This window comes from Hyphomicrobium sp., from assembly GCF_035572195.1.
Lineage (GTDB): Bacteria > Pseudomonadota > Alphaproteobacteria > Rhizobiales > Hyphomicrobiaceae > Hyphomicrobium_B.
The window spans coordinates 1-14,634 of the sequence record NZ_DATNBA010000092.1; the positions used below are offsets into that span (position 1 = coordinate 1).

Here is a 14,634-nt window from a genome sequence, read left to right on the forward strand (position 1 = left end):
GCCGGCATCTTTGGTCGCCTGGCGCTGGGCGTCGTTGAAGTAGGCTGGAACGGTGATGACGGCCTGCGTCACCTTCTCGCCGAGCTTGGCTTCGGCGGTTTCCTTCATCTTCTGCAGAATGAAGGCTGAAATCTGCTGTGGTGAATACTGCTTGCCGTGGCTCTCGACCCACGCGTCCCCGGTCGGTCCCTTGACGATCTTGAAGGGGGCAAGCTTCTGATCCTTCGCAACTTCAGGATCATCGAAGCGCCGTCCGATCAGGCGTTTGATTGCGAAAAACGTATTCGTCGGGTTCGTGACCCCCTGACGCTTTGCCGGCAGACCGACAAGACGCTCGTCATCGGCGGTAAATGCAACAATCGACGGCGTCGTGTTGGCGCCCTCGGAATTCTCCAGAACTTTCGGTTTTCCGCCCTCCATGACGGCGACGCACGAGTTGGTCGTGCCGAGGTCGATACCGATAACTTTAGCCATTCGCGTCAATCCTTCTTAGTTGCGGCAGACCGGGTGGACCCTTGACCAGCATCCAACGTGCCCGCCCACGAGGGGTTCGAAGCACCGGTCCCCAGGATTCAAATTGTGTGACCGACGGTTATATAAGCAGCTGTTTTCGCCGTGCAACGGCTAGTCGAGCCGGCGAGGAAGCAACTTTAAAGCGTCGGAGCTATGAAACACTAGCACATACCTTTGCCGCGAAACGCGTTCGATTTCGGGCCTGTTTTAAAGAATTGATCAATTTTCCACCCGCCACAAGGAGAGCGGAAACCATGCCGCTGCCGTGGCGAAAAGAGGTCGCAGCGGAGGCCGGGCCAAAGACGGCATGTGGACGCGCAGCTACGTGGCAACGAAAAATCTAGCTCGAAGGAGGGGGTTCTGCGCCCGCCTGATCAGGCTTTGCGGACTTCGGCCCGCCCTTCGAAACGACGACCATCGCCGGACGCAAGCAGCGGTCCTCGAGCAGCCAGCCGACCTGATAGACCTGAAGTACGGTGCCAGCCGGAACGTCGGGGTTTTCCTGCTGCATCACGGCCTGGTGGTGATGCGGATTGAAGGGCTGGCCGACGGGATCGAGCATTTCGATACCGTGGCGCTCGAGTGCTCCGCGGTAATCGCGTTCGGCGAGCACGACGCCATCGAGCAAAGTTTTTAGCGCCGGATCGGTTTCGACGGCGTCCTTGGGGACGGCCGCGATGGCGCGCTGAAAATTGTCGCCGACCGACAACATGTCCTTGGCGAACTTGGCGATCGCATACTTGGCGATCTCTTCTTTCTCTTTCTCGAGGCGGCGGCGAACATTTTCTGTCTCCGCGACGGCGCGCAAATAGACATCGTGCTTTGCTGCGAGTTCGGCTGTTTTCTTCTCGAGGTCGCCTTGCAACGCCGCGATCACTGCCTTCAACTGCTCGACCCCGATATCATCCGACTCGGGGCTGAGATCGTTCGGCGCGGTTTCTTGAATGGGCTTCTTTTCGTCGCTCATATTTCTCTTCGCTGAGGCATTGCTGGTTGAGACGCATGCGATCCGGCGGCACGCGAACGGGTCAGGGGATATCGGCTCCGCCGGGTTAAAAATCAAGGCGTTTCGGGCCGCCACTGCCCATGTTCAGGTCAAGGAATTAACCGGCTTACGAGTTTTGCCGTGTAATCAACCATCGGGATAATCCGGGCATAGTTAAGCCGCGTCGGGCCGATGACGCCGAGAACGCCGACGATGTGCCGGGTCTCGTCGCGGAACGGTGCGACAATCAACGACGAACCGGAGAGCGAGAAAAGTTTGTTCTCGGAGCCGATAAAGATGCGCACGCCCTGCGCGTTTTCCGAAGCGCCTAGCAGTTCGACGATATCCTGTTTGGTTTCAAACGCATCGAAAAGCAGACGGATGCGCTCGAGATCTTCTGCCGCCGTCACGTCCTTCAAGAGATTGCTCTGGCCGCGCACGATCAGGCTCTTGCGATCGTCCGACACGCCCGACCATTCGGCGAGGCCGGCTTGAATGACCTTCTGAGTCAGATGATCGAGTTCGGCCTTGGCGGCGCTGATCGACTTCACGAGTTCGGCTTTTGCCTCGGTCAGCGTCATGCCGCGGACGTGCGTATTCAAATAGTTCGAGGCTTCCTGCAGAGCCGACGGCGGCAAACCATCTGGCAATGTGATGATGCGGTTTTCGACGTTCTGATCTTCGTCGACGAGAACGACGAGGCCGCGCCCTGGCTCGAGCGGCACGAATTCGATATGACGCAGGCGCGCGACCTGCTTTTCGGCGACCACCACTCCGGCGCAATGCGACAGCCCGGAGATCAACTCACTCGCCTCGGCGAGCAGTTGGTCGACGGACTTATCGCGACGATAGGCGATCTGTGTTTCGATCTGGCGGCGCTCGTCCGGCGTGATGTCGCCAACCTCGAGGAGACCGTCGACGAAGAGCCGCAGGCCGAGCTGTGTCGGCAATCGTCCGGCGGATGTGTGCGGCGAAATGATCAGGCCGAGCTGCTCGAGGTCCGACATGACGTTGCGGATCGAGGCCGGGGAGAGCGTCATCGGCAGGGCTCGCGACAGGTTGCGCGAGCCGACGGGTTCGCCTGTCGCCAGATAACTCTCGACGATGCGCCGCAGAATCGTGCGCGACCGCTCGTTAAGCTGCTGGAGCCGACTTTGTCCGGTGAGCAGCGCCGCAGCGATGATGGGTTCGTCGATTTTCACGGGTTGAATCTAGGAATACCTCTGTTCGCCGTCAAATCGGCTTGCCCGCCTCTTGGCTTTGGGATTGAAGGGGGGGCGACTTCAATAGTTTCCAGGACCTTATAGCCTTCATGGACAATATACGACCTTCCAAACGCAAGCCCGACGAACTGCGCCGCGTTTCAATCGAGCGCGCGGTCTCGAAACATGCCGAAGGCTCGTGCCTTATCAAGTTCGGCGACACGCATGTGCTGTGCACGGCAAGCTTGGAAGAACGCCTTCCCCAGTGGCTAAAGGGCCAGGGCCGGGGTTGGGTGACGGCCGAATATGCGATGCTGCCGCGTTCGACCCATGAGCGCACCAGGCGTGAGGTGACGAGCGGCCATCCCTCGGGCCGCACACAGGAAATTCAGCGGCTTGTCGGCCGGGCGCTAAGGGCGGTAGTCGATCTGCCGAAACTCGGCGAGCGCCAGATCACCGTCGATTGCGATGTCATCCAGGCCGATGGCGGAACGCGCACTGCGGCGATTACCGGAGCCTGGGTGGCTCTGCACGACTGTATCCAATGGATGAAAATGCGCGACATGGTGAAGGACGCTGTTTTGCGCGATCATGTGGCGGCGGTGTCATGCGGCATTTATAAGGGAGAGCCGGTGCTCGACCTCGACTATGCCGAAGACAGCAATGCCGACGCCGATTCCAATTTTGTAATGACCGGCACCGGCGGCATCGTCGAAGTGCAAGGAACGGCGGAAACCACACCATTTACCGAGCAGCGTTTCGGCGAGCTGATGACTTTTGCAAAGAAGGGCATCGCAGAACTCGTGCAGCTTCAGAAGCTTACAGTGGCTTAGTTCACCCTTAGGCGAGGTGAAAGATGTTTGGCGTCTTCACTCTGCTGGTTGCGGCGCTTTTTGCGGGCGCGGCCGTGTACGTTTCCACGGCCGAGCATCCGGCACGCATGACGCTCGATGATCGGGCGGCTCTGGCTCAATGGAAGGTCAGCTATCCGCGCGCCGCTCTGATGCAGGCGACCCTCGCGCTCGTCGGGTCTGTTCTCGGCACGCTCGAATGGCTGGTGACCGGAAGCCACGTTTGGCTCATTGGAGCCCTCGTGCTCGTCGCGAACGTTCCCTATACCCTGATCTCAATCATGCCGATCAACGATGTCTTGAAAGAGTTGCCCGTTAGCGAGGCCGGTCCGGCGTCAAGGGCCGATCTCGTGCGGTGGGGGCGTCTTCACGCGGGCCGCAGCCTTCTCGGCCTCATTGCAACGGCAATTTTTGTCTGGGCTTCGATTTGATGGTGATGACTAAGCTACGCCGCGGCACACGGCTCGTCGTCGCAAGCCACAATCCAGGTAAAGTCTGGGAGATTCAGCAGTTGATCGAGCCTTATGGGCTCGACGCCATATCGGCCGGTGATCTCGGCCTTGCCGAACCGGAAGAATCCGAGCCGACCTTTGCCGGCAACGCGAAGCTCAAGGCCGTGGCGGCAGCGACGGGATCGGGATTGCCGGCGCTCGCCGACGACTCTGGCCTCGAGGTCGATTGCCTTGGCGGTGCGCCGGGCATCTACTCGGCGCGTTGGGCGGGGCCGGGCAAGGATTTCGGCTTGGCGATGAAGCGGCTCGGCGAGGAAATCACGTCGCGGAACGGCTGGGTCGCGCCCGGTCCGCGCGCCAACTTCATATCGGTGCTCTGTCTCGCTTGGCCCGACGGCGAGACCCGGCTGTTCGAGGGCAAGGTGTTCGGTCATCTCGTCTGGCCGCCGCGCGGCGGCAACGGGTTCGGCTACGATCCGATGTTCGTGCCCGATGGCGGGACCGAGACGTTCGGCGAGATGCAACCCGAGGGGAAGTACGCGATCTCGCATCGGACGCGCGCCTTTGCTGCCTTCAAGGCAGCGATGCTCGACGCCATCACGCCCGACGCCATTGCAGCCAAGGCCAACGCGGCGACGACAGGCACCGGGCGGGATCTTGCGGCATTCTCTGCGGCGGCTGCCAGTCTATCGACAAGAGCTGAATCGGCGGCGTTCATCGCGCGGCTCAAGGACGATCTCGCGGTGCACGGGAGCGACTGGAAAAATGTGACCCTCGGCGCCTATCTCGACGCGCTTCAACGGCAACTGGCCGAGGCGCCGGCGACGGAAGAGCCGGCGTGGCGCACGCTTGCGAAGGCGCTTCTTGCGGCCAGCTGCCATGACTGATCACGACGAAAAGGCGTTCGGCGTTTACGTCCATTGGCCGTTCTGCGCGCAAAAATGCCCGTACTGCGATTTCAATAGCCACGTGCGTTTCGGCGGCTGGGATGAGGCGCGCTTTCTCGCAGCCTACAAACGAGAGATCGATTGGGTCGCCGATCTGATCGGCTCGCGGGTCGTGACGAGCATCTTCTTCGGCGGCGGTACGCCGTCGCTGATGAAGGCTGAAACGACAGCTGCAATTTTGGAGCATATCGGCAAGCGCTGGGCGATTGCGCGCGATGCCGAAATCACCCTCGAGGCCAACCCTGGAAGCGTCGAAGCGGGCCGCTTTCGTGGCTTTCGCGACGCGGGCGTCAATCGCGTGTCGATCGGGGTGCAGTCGCTCAGGGACGAGCAGCTACGCAAGCTCGGCCGCATTCATACGGCGGCCGAGGCCAAGGCGGCGCTCGATATCGCGCGCGCGACGTTCGAGCGTTTTTCGTTCGATTTGATTTACGCGCGGCCCGGCCAGACGCTTGAAGACTGGCGCGTTGAGCTTGCCGAAGCTCTCGATCTCGCCGGCGATCACTTATCGCTTTATCAACTGACGATCGAGCCGGACACGCCTTACGCGGCGCTCCACGCGGCCGGCAAACTCGTGATCCCCGACAACGATGCGGCGCGTGCGCTCTACGAAATTACCGGCGAACTGACCGACGCTCGCGGGCTCGCCGCCTATGAAGTGTCGAACTACGCGCGCCCCGGATCGGAGAGCCGGCACAACCTTCTTTACTGGCGGTACGGCGAATATGCGGGGATCGGCCCCGGCGCGCATGGCCGCATCGTTACCGACGGACGCCGGCGTGCAACCGTCGCGGAACGCAATCCCGAGACCTGGGCGGCGCGTGTCGAGGCGACCGGCAGCGGCAACGTCGAGATGATCAAACTGGCCCGCGCCGAGCAGGCCGACGAGATGCTTCTGATGGGCCTTCGCCTTAGCGAGGGCATTGATCTCGGGCGGTTGGAGTCGCTCGGAAACATGCGACTCGATCCGGAGGTCGTCGACGAACTGGTCGGACTGGGCCTGCTGCAGGTTTCGAACGCTCAAGGTTTTGACGACGCTGTCTCAACGAACTGGCGTGCGAACGAGCTCGAAGCCATTGTCGCCTGCGCCGGGCCGGGCCTCCGTCCTGGAGTTCCCAAACCGCAATCCCGAGCCGTCAGAATCCGCGCCACGCCGTCCGGTCGCCTCGTTCTGAATGCCGTTGTCGCAAAACTCGCCAAGAGTTTCGAGGCTTCGCGCGGCATGGACAACCTCGTGAGCGCCCGTTAAGCACCGCCACATGCTCAGGCGAATCTACGACTGGACGATGCGCATGGCGGCCGACAAGCGGGCGCCGTGGGCTCTCGCCGCCGTGTCGTTCATCGAAAGCTCGTTCTTTCCGATACCCCCCGACGTGATGCTGGTGCCGATGGTGCTGAGCCGGCGCGAGAAGGCGTGGTGGTATGCAACGATCGCTACGGTGGCGTCGGTCATCGGCGGACTCTTTGGCTACGCCATCGGCTATTATCTTTACGACGCCGTCGGCCTGCCGATCCTGAAATTCTATGGCCGCGAGCACGCGCTCGACAGCTTCATGACCTTCGTTCACGAGTACGGCGTGCCGGCCGTCATTATCAAAGGCATGACGCCCATTCCCTACAAGGTCGTGACGATTGCTGCCGGTGTCGGCCAAATGAACTTGCTGGCGTTCATCGGGGCCAGCATCGTGGCCCGGGCAATGCGTTTCTATTTGGTAGCAGGTCTCCTATATTTCTTCGGCGAGCCGATCCGGGTTTTTATCGAGACGCGGCTGGCGCTGGTGACGACGGCCTTCGTCGTGCTTCTCGTCGGCGGGTTCATCGCCGTGAGCTACATCTTCTAGCCAGGACGATAGGCTGATGGCGCTGGTCGTTAATGTCGAACGCGGATTGGATTATCGGCTCGGCGCCACGGCGCTGTTTCTGGCCGCCGTATCGATCCTGACGGCGCTTGGTTTCCAATACATCGGCGGCTACCAGCCGTGCATGCTGTGCCTGATGCAGCGCTACCCATACTACGCGGCGATACCGGTTCTCTTCGTTGCACTCGCTTTGACCGCCGGCGGCAGCCGCGGTTTTGCGGCGGCGCTTTTTTTCCTCGTCGCGCTCGCCTTTTTCGCTAACGCTGGTCTTGGCGTCTATCACGCTGGCGTCGAATGGAAATTCTGGCCTGGGCCGGCAACGTGCGGCGGCGGCGGATCTCTCAGCACCTCGGCCGGCAGCCTTCTCGGTGACCTTCAGAACATCAAGGTCGTGCAGTGCGACGAGGCGGCGCTGCGTGTCCTCGGGTTGTCGTTCGCCGGTTGGAACGTCCTTGCGTCGCTCGTCATCATGGGGCTGACGCTCCGTGCCGCTTTTGTCGCCGCCGCACGCCGCTAATCCTTTGATTTTTAGCTTTTTCTTAGTTTTCCACAATTGCTGGCCGGCGCAAAAACGTTGATTTCGTTGCGCGCTCGATACAGTCAAGCGAATATCATGGCGGGGCCAGATTCACGCCTTCGCGTTGCCTGAATGTGACGGCTATTCTCTCTTCGTTCGCGGAACACAAAGTCTGTGGAGATCGTGATCCGGCGAGGGAGCTTTTTTGGTGGCGTCCGAGTTGCCTACTTTGAGTCCTTCTCCTGGGCCATCTGCCCTCGGTGGTCCCGATGGCGGTGTTCGCGTCCCGTCTTTGAGTAAGCGTAGCGTTGTTGCGTTTCGTAAGCGTTTGTTGCGTAGCGTTGTGTCCGAGTGCGGACAAAGTCCGAAAGACGTTTTGTCCGGAAGTTTCAAAAACATTAGGCGAGCCGCCTCGACAAAAATGTCGAAGCGTATGTCCCGGCGGTTCGCCCGCACCTCGCGTCACGGTCCCGTAACGGGTCCCCTTGATGGTGCGGCGTCCGAAGCGTGGGCCTGGCGTTCGGTCGGAGATGTCGTGCGGGAGGTTCTGCATGACGCCGCTATTCCGATGGGCACAGCGTCGAGCAATAGGATGCGGTAGTTGCGTCGATAGTGCGTGTTCGCGTCGATGCGTAGCAACCCGTAACGCGTTGAACAAAAGAATTCGAAGAGCGGCCGGCTCTTCCAACGAGCTGGCAGGCACATGGAGTGTGATCGAGTTAGCCCTCAATCGAGACATCGCGTTTCACGGTCTCGCGTAGTGATGTCAATGCGCTCTGTGTGTCTGCCGCCTGCACTGGAACACGGCAACGTTCCAAATCGTTCCATAAAAACAAAGGCAAAAGCGGAGCATTAAAAATGACCCCCTCGGTTCCGGAGTATCTAAGCCCGATCCAATGGCAGCAGGCGATCGCCGTCAGCCGTCAGGAGTGCGCCCGCATCTTTCGTGACGGCGGAACGCCGGGCGATGCCCTCGTGGCGTTCGGCCTGAAAGCGGATGATTCCGTCAACTGGGAGCGCGCCGTGGACCAAATTGCCGGCGAAATGTGCGCCCGGCCGGTGATGCGCGCCGCTTGAACGAAATCGGAAAGCGCGGAAACGCGCGGGCCGCCTCGCGCTACTAGGGCTCGAGTTCGGTATCCCAATAGAGATAGTCGAGCCAGCTTTCATGCAGGTAGTTGGGCGGAAACAGCCGCCCGTTCCGATGCAGCTCGAATACGGTCGGTCTGTACGGCTCATGTGCCGGGAACATGCCGGCCATCCGCGGCATCAACCCGCCCTTCTTGAGATTGCAAGGTGCGCAGGCCGTGACGACGTTGTCCCATCGCGTTTGGCCACCGCGGGACCGCGGAATGAGATGATCAAATGTCAGATCGTGCTTGTCGCCGCAGTACTGACACGCGAAGCGATCGCGCAGGAAGACGTTGAACCGCGTGAACGCCGGATAAAGGGCGGGCTTCACATAAGTCTTCAGCGACACGACGCTCGGTAGCTTCAGTTCGAACGATGGGCTTCTGACGAAGCGCTCGTATTCCGAGACGATATTGACGCGATCGAGGAAGACGGCCTTCACCGTGTCCTGCCAGCTCCATAGGGACAACGGATAGTAGCTGAGCGGCCGGAAGTCGGCGTTCAGTACGAGAGCCGGACAATTGTCCGGGATTGTCACGTGAGCATTCACAGTCGCGCAAACCTCGCGGTTTTTCGTCTGTCGAATCGCGTCTTAGGCCCCATCAGGACGCGGGGATACTAGCCGCGCGTATCAGTTCTGTGAAGCGTGCGCTCCGATCTGTCGCGGCGGCGGCTTTTCTCATTTATTTTAACAGCTTGCGCGAATTCAAGACGAGCGGTTTCTGTCGAGAGGCCAGAAGCGCGCGGCGCGCGAAGGCATAATCGGCCCACAGAAGCCTCGCCGCAATTGCGCGCGACGGACGCCATCGCTCGGCGATACGCTCAAGCTCTTCTGCGGTTGGCCGCCGGTCGAGTTTGAAGTGATGTTGTACTGCGAGCTGTAACGCCAGATCGCCGGATGCGAAGGCGTCTTTTCGTGCGAGCGCGAACAAAATGTAGATGTCTGCGGTCCAGGGACCGATGCCGTGCACGGCAGTCAGACGTTCGACGATCGTCCGGTCATCGGCTACATTCAAAATTCCGAAATCGAGACCGTCGTCGATCACGGCGCGCGATAACGCCCGCAGCGTGCGAACCTTGCCGTTCGACAGCCCAAGCGACTTGAGGCCGGCATCGTCAGTCGAAAGAATCGTCTCCGCCGCGACAGGTGAGAGTGCTTGTTCAACGCGCGCCCAGATGGCCGCGGCACTGTGCGTTGAAAGCTGCTGGCCGACGACGATCTTGGCCAATCCGGAAAAGTCGGCAGGGAAGTGCCGCGGTGCCGGCAATCCGGTGCGCTTCAAAATGCTCGACATGATTTTGCACTGTCGCGCCAAGGCGGTCGCGGCGGCGCGCAGCTGGCGATCGTTTGTCACAGTCGCGTGTCGCGGTCCGGTCACAAAAAATGCCTCCCTACGACGCTTTAAAGAAAGCGTGCGAGCACGTAAATTCGCACTCGATTATTATGCGCCCGGCGCCGGCCAAACAGGTGTTTGCGACTGATGACCGCTGTTACACGTTTCGCACCGTCGCCAAACGGGCATTTGCATGTTGGTCACGCGCTGTCTGCCATCATCGCGTACGACGCGGCGCGCAAGGAAGGCGGACGTTTTTTGTTGCGCATCGAGGATATCGATCTCGAACGGCGGCGGCCGGAATTCGTCGACGCCATTTACGAAGATCTGGCGTGGCTGGGATTGGCCTGGGAAGAGCCCGTTCTGGTCCAGTCGGAGCATTTCGCGGAATACCTCAAGGCGGCCGACAAGTTGATTGCGATGGGACTTCTCTATCCGTGCTTTGCGACGCGGGCGGAGATCGCGGCGGCATCCGATCCGGCAAACGCCGATCCGGACGGTGCGCCGATTTATCCGGGGCTTTGGAGAGGCGCGCCAGTGGACGCCGTCTCGGCGCGGATGGCAGCCGGCGAGGCGCCTGCGCTGAGACTCTACATGGACGGGGCGCTGAAGGCGCTGGCGAAAAAGCGCGGTGACGTGCCGCTTACCTTCACCGAAATCGGCGAGGACGGCACACGGCAGACGGTCGAAGCCCGGCCGCAGCGCTGGGGCGACGCCGTGATCGTCCGCAAGGAGGTACCGGCGAGCTATCATCTATCCGTCGTCGTCGATGATGCGCGGCAGGGCGTGACGCACGTGACGCGCGGCCAGGATCTGTTCGAGGCAACTGATCTGCAGCGGCTTCTGCAGGAACTCCTCGATCTGCCGGAGCCCGTCTATTCACATCATCGCGTGATCCGTTGGGCCGATGGGCGCAAACTTTCGAAAACAAATCGGGATATGGGATTGCGCGCCTTGAGGGCTGAAGGCGCGACGGCAGACGATATTCGCCGGGTGATTGGATTTGCCTGACCGGCGCCGCTCCGGTCAGAATTTTTTTTTCGCATCATCTATTTTGATTTGCGGATTCGTCGCGGGATATGCAACTAAATGCGCAAGGCTTGCAATTGCAGGCTTGAATTCGTGAGCCATAAATCCGGCTAAACTTCACGCCGGTGCGCGACCATTAGCGTGCTGATAATGCGAACATTTCGGCGACGTGATTTAACCGCGCTTTACGGTGTTTGGTCGTCCGTCCGTGTCGTAATTCGCCGCCGCGGGCCTCGTCTCGGTCAGGGAATAAATGAATATTCCCAAGGTACTTCTTGTTTTTACGAGCAAATCACCATTTAATTGTTCGATAACCCGCAACGCGGATCTTAGGATCCATGAGAAATAAGACGACGATTCTTTCCGGCAGAGGTTTAGACGCGGTTTTGCGGGCAATTGCGCATTTCCGGGGCGTCGCTTTTTTGGATTCCGTCGCCAAACCGGGCGAAAGCCAGATATTACCGTATATAGAGCCTCGGCGAATGACGCTCGCCGAGCAATGGAATAGGCTTGCGACCGTTATCAAAACCGCCGTATCGCGCGCCGACGAGGCGACGCGCTGCCAAGCGGCCGCGGCCATGCAACTCGACCTCGCGCAATACGGTCTGACGACGCTCGTCGACGAGCTTTCCGCCGTCATGGACATGCAGGGCCGGCGCCGGCGTGCTACGGTTCACGTGCTCGAAGTCGCTCCGCCGCGTGTTCTTGGCGACGCCATCGCCGCCTGAGTGGCATAACCTCCGTCGATTTTTCTTTGGCACTGCCTTGCAGCTGACCGGTTAGAGACAAACCTCAGCAGGGCCGCCCGGTTCCGAAAAATTAAGGCAGATTCTTTCGTGGTATGGCGGCATGCCGTTCGATTCCTTCATGCTGGGCGTGCTCTTTGCTAATGCTTGCTGGCTAAAGCAGTTAGGTCATGTCCGTGTCTGAAGAACCATCGCCATCGCATAGGAAAAGCAGCGAACAGGGCGAGCGAAGTCTCGCTGGTTGTGTAACGACCGATATTGCCGATCTTCTGGCCAAGCCATTGACCGCGGGGCTCTATCTGGTCGCGACGCCCATCGGCAATCTGGCCGATATGACGTTGCGGGCCCTCTCGGTATTATCGCGTGCTGACGTGATCTACTGCGAGGATACTCGCCACTCGGCGAAGCTGCTGCAGCATTACGCCATCGCCGCGAAAACGCGGCCGTTTCACGAGCACAACGAGGAGCGCGAAATCGAACGCGCGATCAGCGACCTCGAGAGCGGAAAACGCATTGCGATGATTTCGGATGCCGGTACGCCGTTATTGTCCGATCCCGGCTTCAAGCTCGTCCGCGCTGCGGCGGCGGCCGGAGTTCCCGTCATTTCGATTCCCGGTCCATCCGCTGCATTGGCGGCGCTGACCTCGAGCGGATTGCCAACCGACTCTTTCTTCTTTGCGGGCTTCCTGCCGCCCAAGCAGGCGGCGCGGCGGGCCCGCCTAGTGGAACTCTCGCAAATTCCGGGCAGCCTCGTGATTTTCGAGGCCCCGCATCGCGTCGCCGAAGCACTCGCAGATATGGCCGATGTGCTCGGCGAACGAGCGGCCGTCATCGCGAGGGAGCTGACCAAGCTGCACGAAGACATCGTGCGTGGAAGCTTGCGCACGCTGGCGGAGGCGACGTTCGGAGAGACCTTGAAGGGCGAGATCGTCCTGGTCGTCGGGCCCGGACGGGCTGAGCCGGTCAGCGACGAGACGATCAATGCGCGTCTTGCCGAGGCGCTCGAGGGCATGAGCCTGAAGGACGCTGCCAAGGCGCTTGCCGATGAACTCGGCGTGCCAAAGGCGCGTATTTATGGTCTTGGCATCAAGGCGAAGGGTCGGTCCCCGTGAGTTCAGACGTTGAAAACGGCATAAGCCGGCAGATCGAGCGTCGCCGGCGCCATCGTAGCGGGCTCAACGCCGAGACGATTGTGGCGGCACTCCTTATTGCCAGCGGCCACCGCATTCTGGCCCGGCGCTTCAAGACGCCGGTCGGAGAGATTGATCTCATCGCCGTAAAAGCCGGGCGCATCGCGTTCGTCGAAGTGAAACGCCGCTCGACCAGCGAGGATTGCGAGGCCGCCATCACGCCGATGTTGCGCCATCGCGTGCGCCGGGCGGCCAATTTGTGGCTGGCACGCAATCCGCGCTTTCAGCGGCACGATATCGGATTTGATCTCGTCTTTGTCGTGCCTTGGCGCTTCCCGCTCATCATGCACGACGCGCTGTGATGCCCGTTCGCGCTTCGATCGGGAAAGTTACCGGCCGCTAACCGTTGTTCGCGACGCGGCTGCGAAGGCGAGCCAAGCCCACTTCTCCGGCGTTGTCGTGAGAAACACGGGATGCCGTTCGGCGTCCCCAAAGCTGCCATAATGCGGCAACGCGCCCCCCAGCACGCCGTTGAAGCCCAACGGAGCCCATGTTAAGGACACGCCGGCTTTGAAGGGGGCGGCTGGTCGGTTTCGGCCTCAACCGCAGGCCTCTGTTTAGCAAAAGCCTTTCCTTGAAGCGGGGCGCAGTGTCGGGCCTTTTGGTGCCCCGCCCTCTATGCGCCTTGAAGCGCGACGGTGAGAGCGACGTGGCAACTAACGATACGATCGTTGAAGGGGTAGCCGGGCGCTACGCGTCGGCGTTGTTCGATCTCGCCAGCGACAGCGGAAAAGTTGCCGATATCGAAACCGATCTCGTGACTTTTCAAGGCTTATTGGACCAGAGCCCCGATCTCGTTCGCTTGGTGCGTAGTCCGGTCATTGCCACGGACGATCAGAACAAAGCCATTGCCGCTATTCTTGACAAGGTCCGCATCAGCGGCCTGGCGGCCAATTTTCTGAAGCTCGTCACCAGCAACCGGCGGCTCTTTTCGATCCAGGACATCATCAAGGCCTATCGGGCGCTTGCTGCCCGGTCGCGCGGCGAAGTCACGGCGGAAGTTACCAGCGCGGTGCCGTTGAATAACGAGCAGACCGCCGCTTTGAAAGAAACCCTGAAGGCTTCTGTCGGCAAGGACGTGACGCTGCAGGCGCGCGTCGATCCGGGCCTGCTCGGAGGCCTCGTGGTCAAGGTCGGAAGTCGAATGATCGATTCTTCGCTTAAAACGAAGCTGCAGAATCTCAAGGTGGTCCTTACCGGGACCGGAACCTGACGACTTAGCGAATTCGAGCGCCGCGCGGACACGAGCCGGGCGGCGTTTCACCGAGACGAACCAGAATTTGGAAATACGCGGCTCTAGAAGCCGTGCAAAAACGCAAACGACCAAGGGAAGAGGTCTTCGTCAATGGAAATCCGGGCCGCAGAAATTTCCTCGATCCTCAAGGATCAGATCAAGAACTTCGGCAAAGAGGCTGAGGTTTCCGAAATCGGTCAGGTGCTGTCGGTGGGTGACGGCATCGCCCGCGTCTACGGACTCGATAACGTCCAGGCCGGTGAGATGGTCGAATTCCCGGGCGGCATCCGTGGCATGGCGCTGAACCTCGAAGCCGACAACGTCGGCGTCGTTATTTTCGGCGACGACCGCACGATCAAGGAAGGCGATACGGTCAAGCGGACTGGCGCCATCGTCGAAGTTCCGGTCGGTAAAGGTCTTCTCGGCCGCGTCGTCGATGGCCTCGGAAATCCGATCGACGGCAAGGGCCCGATCAAGTCCGACAAGAAGATGCGCGTCGACGTCAAGGCGCCCGGCATCCTGCCGCGCAAGTCGGTGCATGAGCCGATGGCCACAGGCCTCAAGGCGATCGACTCACTCATCCCAATTGGCCGTGGCCAGCGCGAGCTCGTCATCGGCGACCGTCAGACCGGCAAAACCGCGGT

General features: G+C 60.6%; 18 protein-coding genes. 13 read left to right on the plus strand and 5 right to left on the minus strand.

Annotation, left to right across the window (positions count from 1 at the left end; all coding sequences use genetic code 11):
* The 3 genes from VN623_RS07935 to hrcA form a co-directional block, all read right to left on the minus strand.
* Positions 1 to 474: Hsp70 family protein (locus VN623_RS07935; protein ID WP_325569852.1), on the minus strand; the 474-nt coding region annotated here is incomplete at its 3' end.
* Between the two features lie 379 nt (positions 475 to 853).
* Positions 854 to 1,480, minus strand: a complete 627-nt coding sequence (gene grpE / locus VN623_RS07940; RefSeq protein WP_325569854.1) for a nucleotide exchange factor GrpE — start codon at positions 1,478 to 1,480, stop codon at positions 854 to 856.
* A 128-nt stretch (positions 1,481 to 1,608) separates the two neighbouring features.
* Entirely contained in the window at positions 1,609 to 2,700 is a 1,092-nt protein-coding gene (gene hrcA / locus VN623_RS07945; RefSeq protein WP_414653185.1) for a heat-inducible transcriptional repressor HrcA, read from the minus strand.
* 119 nt (positions 2,701 to 2,819) lie between these two features.
* Between hrcA and rph the strand changes: the two genes are divergently transcribed.
* The 7 genes from rph to VN623_RS07980 all read left to right on the plus strand — a co-directional run bounded on the left by rph (position 2,820) and on the right by VN623_RS07980 (position 8,403).
* Entirely contained in the window at positions 2,820 to 3,533 is a 714-nt protein-coding gene (gene rph / locus VN623_RS07950) for a ribonuclease PH (RefSeq protein ID WP_325569885.1), read from the plus strand.
* 23 nt (positions 3,534 to 3,556) lie between these two features.
* Positions 3,557 to 3,982 carry a DUF1772 domain-containing protein gene (locus VN623_RS07955; protein WP_325569856.1) on the plus strand — a complete coding sequence of 142 codons (426 nt, stop codon included), beginning with the start codon at positions 3,557 to 3,559 and terminating at the stop codon, positions 3,980 to 3,982.
* Positions 3,983 to 3,987: 5 nt separating this feature from the next.
* A complete protein-coding gene (locus tag VN623_RS07960) occupies positions 3,988 to 4,890 on the plus strand; it encodes a non-canonical purine NTP pyrophosphatase (RefSeq protein WP_325569858.1) in 903 nt (300 codons plus the stop codon).
* Positions 4,883 to 6,199: a radical SAM family heme chaperone HemW gene (gene hemW / locus VN623_RS07965; protein WP_325569860.1), complete on the plus strand. Its 1,317-nt coding sequence runs from the start codon at positions 4,883 to 4,885 to the stop codon at positions 6,197 to 6,199. The genes VN623_RS07960 and hemW overlap by 8 nt, the downstream gene beginning before the upstream one ends.
* A gap of 10 nt (positions 6,200 to 6,209) precedes the next feature.
* Positions 6,210 to 6,791, plus strand: a complete 582-nt coding sequence (locus VN623_RS07970; RefSeq protein WP_325569862.1) for a YqaA family protein — start codon at positions 6,210 to 6,212, stop codon at positions 6,789 to 6,791.
* A gap of 16 nt (positions 6,792 to 6,807) precedes the next feature.
* On the plus strand, positions 6,808 to 7,326 hold the full coding sequence (locus VN623_RS07975) for a disulfide bond formation protein B (protein WP_325569864.1): 519 nt from the start codon (positions 6,808 to 6,810) through the stop codon (positions 7,324 to 7,326).
* 858 nt (positions 7,327 to 8,184) lie between these two features.
* The gene (locus VN623_RS07980) at positions 8,185 to 8,403 is read left to right on the plus strand and encodes a hypothetical protein (RefSeq protein ID WP_325569865.1); all 219 of its coding nucleotides are present in this window, start codon (positions 8,185 to 8,187) and stop codon (positions 8,401 to 8,403) included.
* A 43-nt stretch (positions 8,404 to 8,446) separates the two neighbouring features.
* Here the strand turns inward: VN623_RS07980 and VN623_RS07985 are convergent, their stop codons facing one another.
* A complete protein-coding gene (locus VN623_RS07985; RefSeq protein ID WP_414653186.1) occupies positions 8,447 to 9,007 on the minus strand; it encodes an HNH endonuclease in 561 nt (186 codons plus the stop codon).
* Between the two features lie 133 nt (positions 9,008 to 9,140).
* Positions 9,141 to 9,836, minus strand: coding sequence for a DNA-3-methyladenine glycosylase 2 family protein (locus VN623_RS07990; protein ID WP_325569869.1), 696 nt, complete (start codon positions 9,834 to 9,836; stop codon positions 9,141 to 9,143).
* A gap of 102 nt (positions 9,837 to 9,938) precedes the next feature.
* Here VN623_RS07990 and gluQRS point away from each other — a divergent pair, with 102 nt between their 5' ends.
* From gluQRS to VN623_RS08020, 6 genes are all read left to right on the plus strand, one after another.
* The gene (gene gluQRS, locus VN623_RS07995) at positions 9,939 to 10,802 is read left to right on the plus strand and encodes a tRNA glutamyl-Q(34) synthetase GluQRS (protein ID WP_325569871.1); all 864 of its coding nucleotides are present in this window, start codon (positions 9,939 to 9,941) and stop codon (positions 10,800 to 10,802) included.
* Positions 10,803 to 11,302: 500 nt separating this feature from the next.
* Complete coding sequence (locus tag VN623_RS08000) at positions 11,303 to 11,548, plus strand: hypothetical protein (RefSeq protein ID WP_325569873.1); 246 nt, start codon at positions 11,303 to 11,305, stop codon at positions 11,546 to 11,548.
* Between the two features lie 188 nt (positions 11,549 to 11,736).
* Complete coding sequence (gene rsmI, locus VN623_RS08005; protein ID WP_325569875.1) at positions 11,737 to 12,678, plus strand: 16S rRNA (cytidine(1402)-2'-O)-methyltransferase; 942 nt, start codon at positions 11,737 to 11,739, stop codon at positions 12,676 to 12,678.
* On the plus strand, positions 12,675 to 13,058 hold the full coding sequence (locus tag VN623_RS08010; protein ID WP_325569877.1) for a YraN family protein: 384 nt from the start codon (positions 12,675 to 12,677) through the stop codon (positions 13,056 to 13,058). The genes rsmI and VN623_RS08010 overlap by 4 nt, the downstream gene beginning before the upstream one ends.
* 347 nt (positions 13,059 to 13,405) lie before the next feature.
* Positions 13,406 to 13,969, plus strand: a complete 564-nt coding sequence (locus VN623_RS08015) for a F0F1 ATP synthase subunit delta (RefSeq protein ID WP_325569879.1) — start codon at positions 13,406 to 13,408, stop codon at positions 13,967 to 13,969.
* Between the two features lie 132 nt (positions 13,970 to 14,101).
* The coding region (locus tag VN623_RS08020) for an HAS-barrel domain-containing protein (protein WP_325569881.1) at positions 14,102 to 14,634 on the plus strand (533 nt) is incomplete at its 3' end.

What these genes read in the sequence shown, in the direction of transcription:
- grpE (WP_325569854.1), bottom strand. Translation starts at nt 1,480, where the DNA reads ATGAGCGACGAAAAGAAGCCCATTCAAGAAACCGCGCCGAACGATCTC.
- VN623_RS07955 (WP_325569856.1), top strand. Translation starts at nt 3,557, where the DNA reads ATGTTTGGCGTCTTCACTCTGCTGGTTGCGGCGCTTTTTGCGGGCGCG.
- VN623_RS07960 (WP_325569858.1), top strand. Translation starts at nt 3,988, where the DNA reads ATGACTAAGCTACGCCGCGGCACACGGCTCGTCGTCGCAAGCCACAAT.
- hemW (WP_325569860.1), top strand. Translation starts at nt 4,883, where the DNA reads ATGACTGATCACGACGAAAAGGCGTTCGGCGTTTACGTCCATTGGCCG.
- VN623_RS07970 (WP_325569862.1), top strand. Translation starts at nt 6,210, where the DNA reads ATGCTCAGGCGAATCTACGACTGGACGATGCGCATGGCGGCCGACAAG.
- VN623_RS07975 (WP_325569864.1), top strand. Translation starts at nt 6,808, where the DNA reads ATGGCGCTGGTCGTTAATGTCGAACGCGGATTGGATTATCGGCTCGGC.
- VN623_RS07980 (WP_325569865.1), top strand. Translation starts at nt 8,185, where the DNA reads ATGACCCCCTCGGTTCCGGAGTATCTAAGCCCGATCCAATGGCAGCAG.
- gluQRS (WP_325569871.1), top strand. Translation starts at nt 9,939, where the DNA reads ATGACCGCTGTTACACGTTTCGCACCGTCGCCAAACGGGCATTTGCAT.
- VN623_RS08000 (WP_325569873.1), top strand. Translation starts at nt 11,303, where the DNA reads ATGACGCTCGCCGAGCAATGGAATAGGCTTGCGACCGTTATCAAAACC.
- rsmI (WP_325569875.1), top strand. Translation starts at nt 11,737, where the DNA reads ATGTCCGTGTCTGAAGAACCATCGCCATCGCATAGGAAAAGCAGCGAA.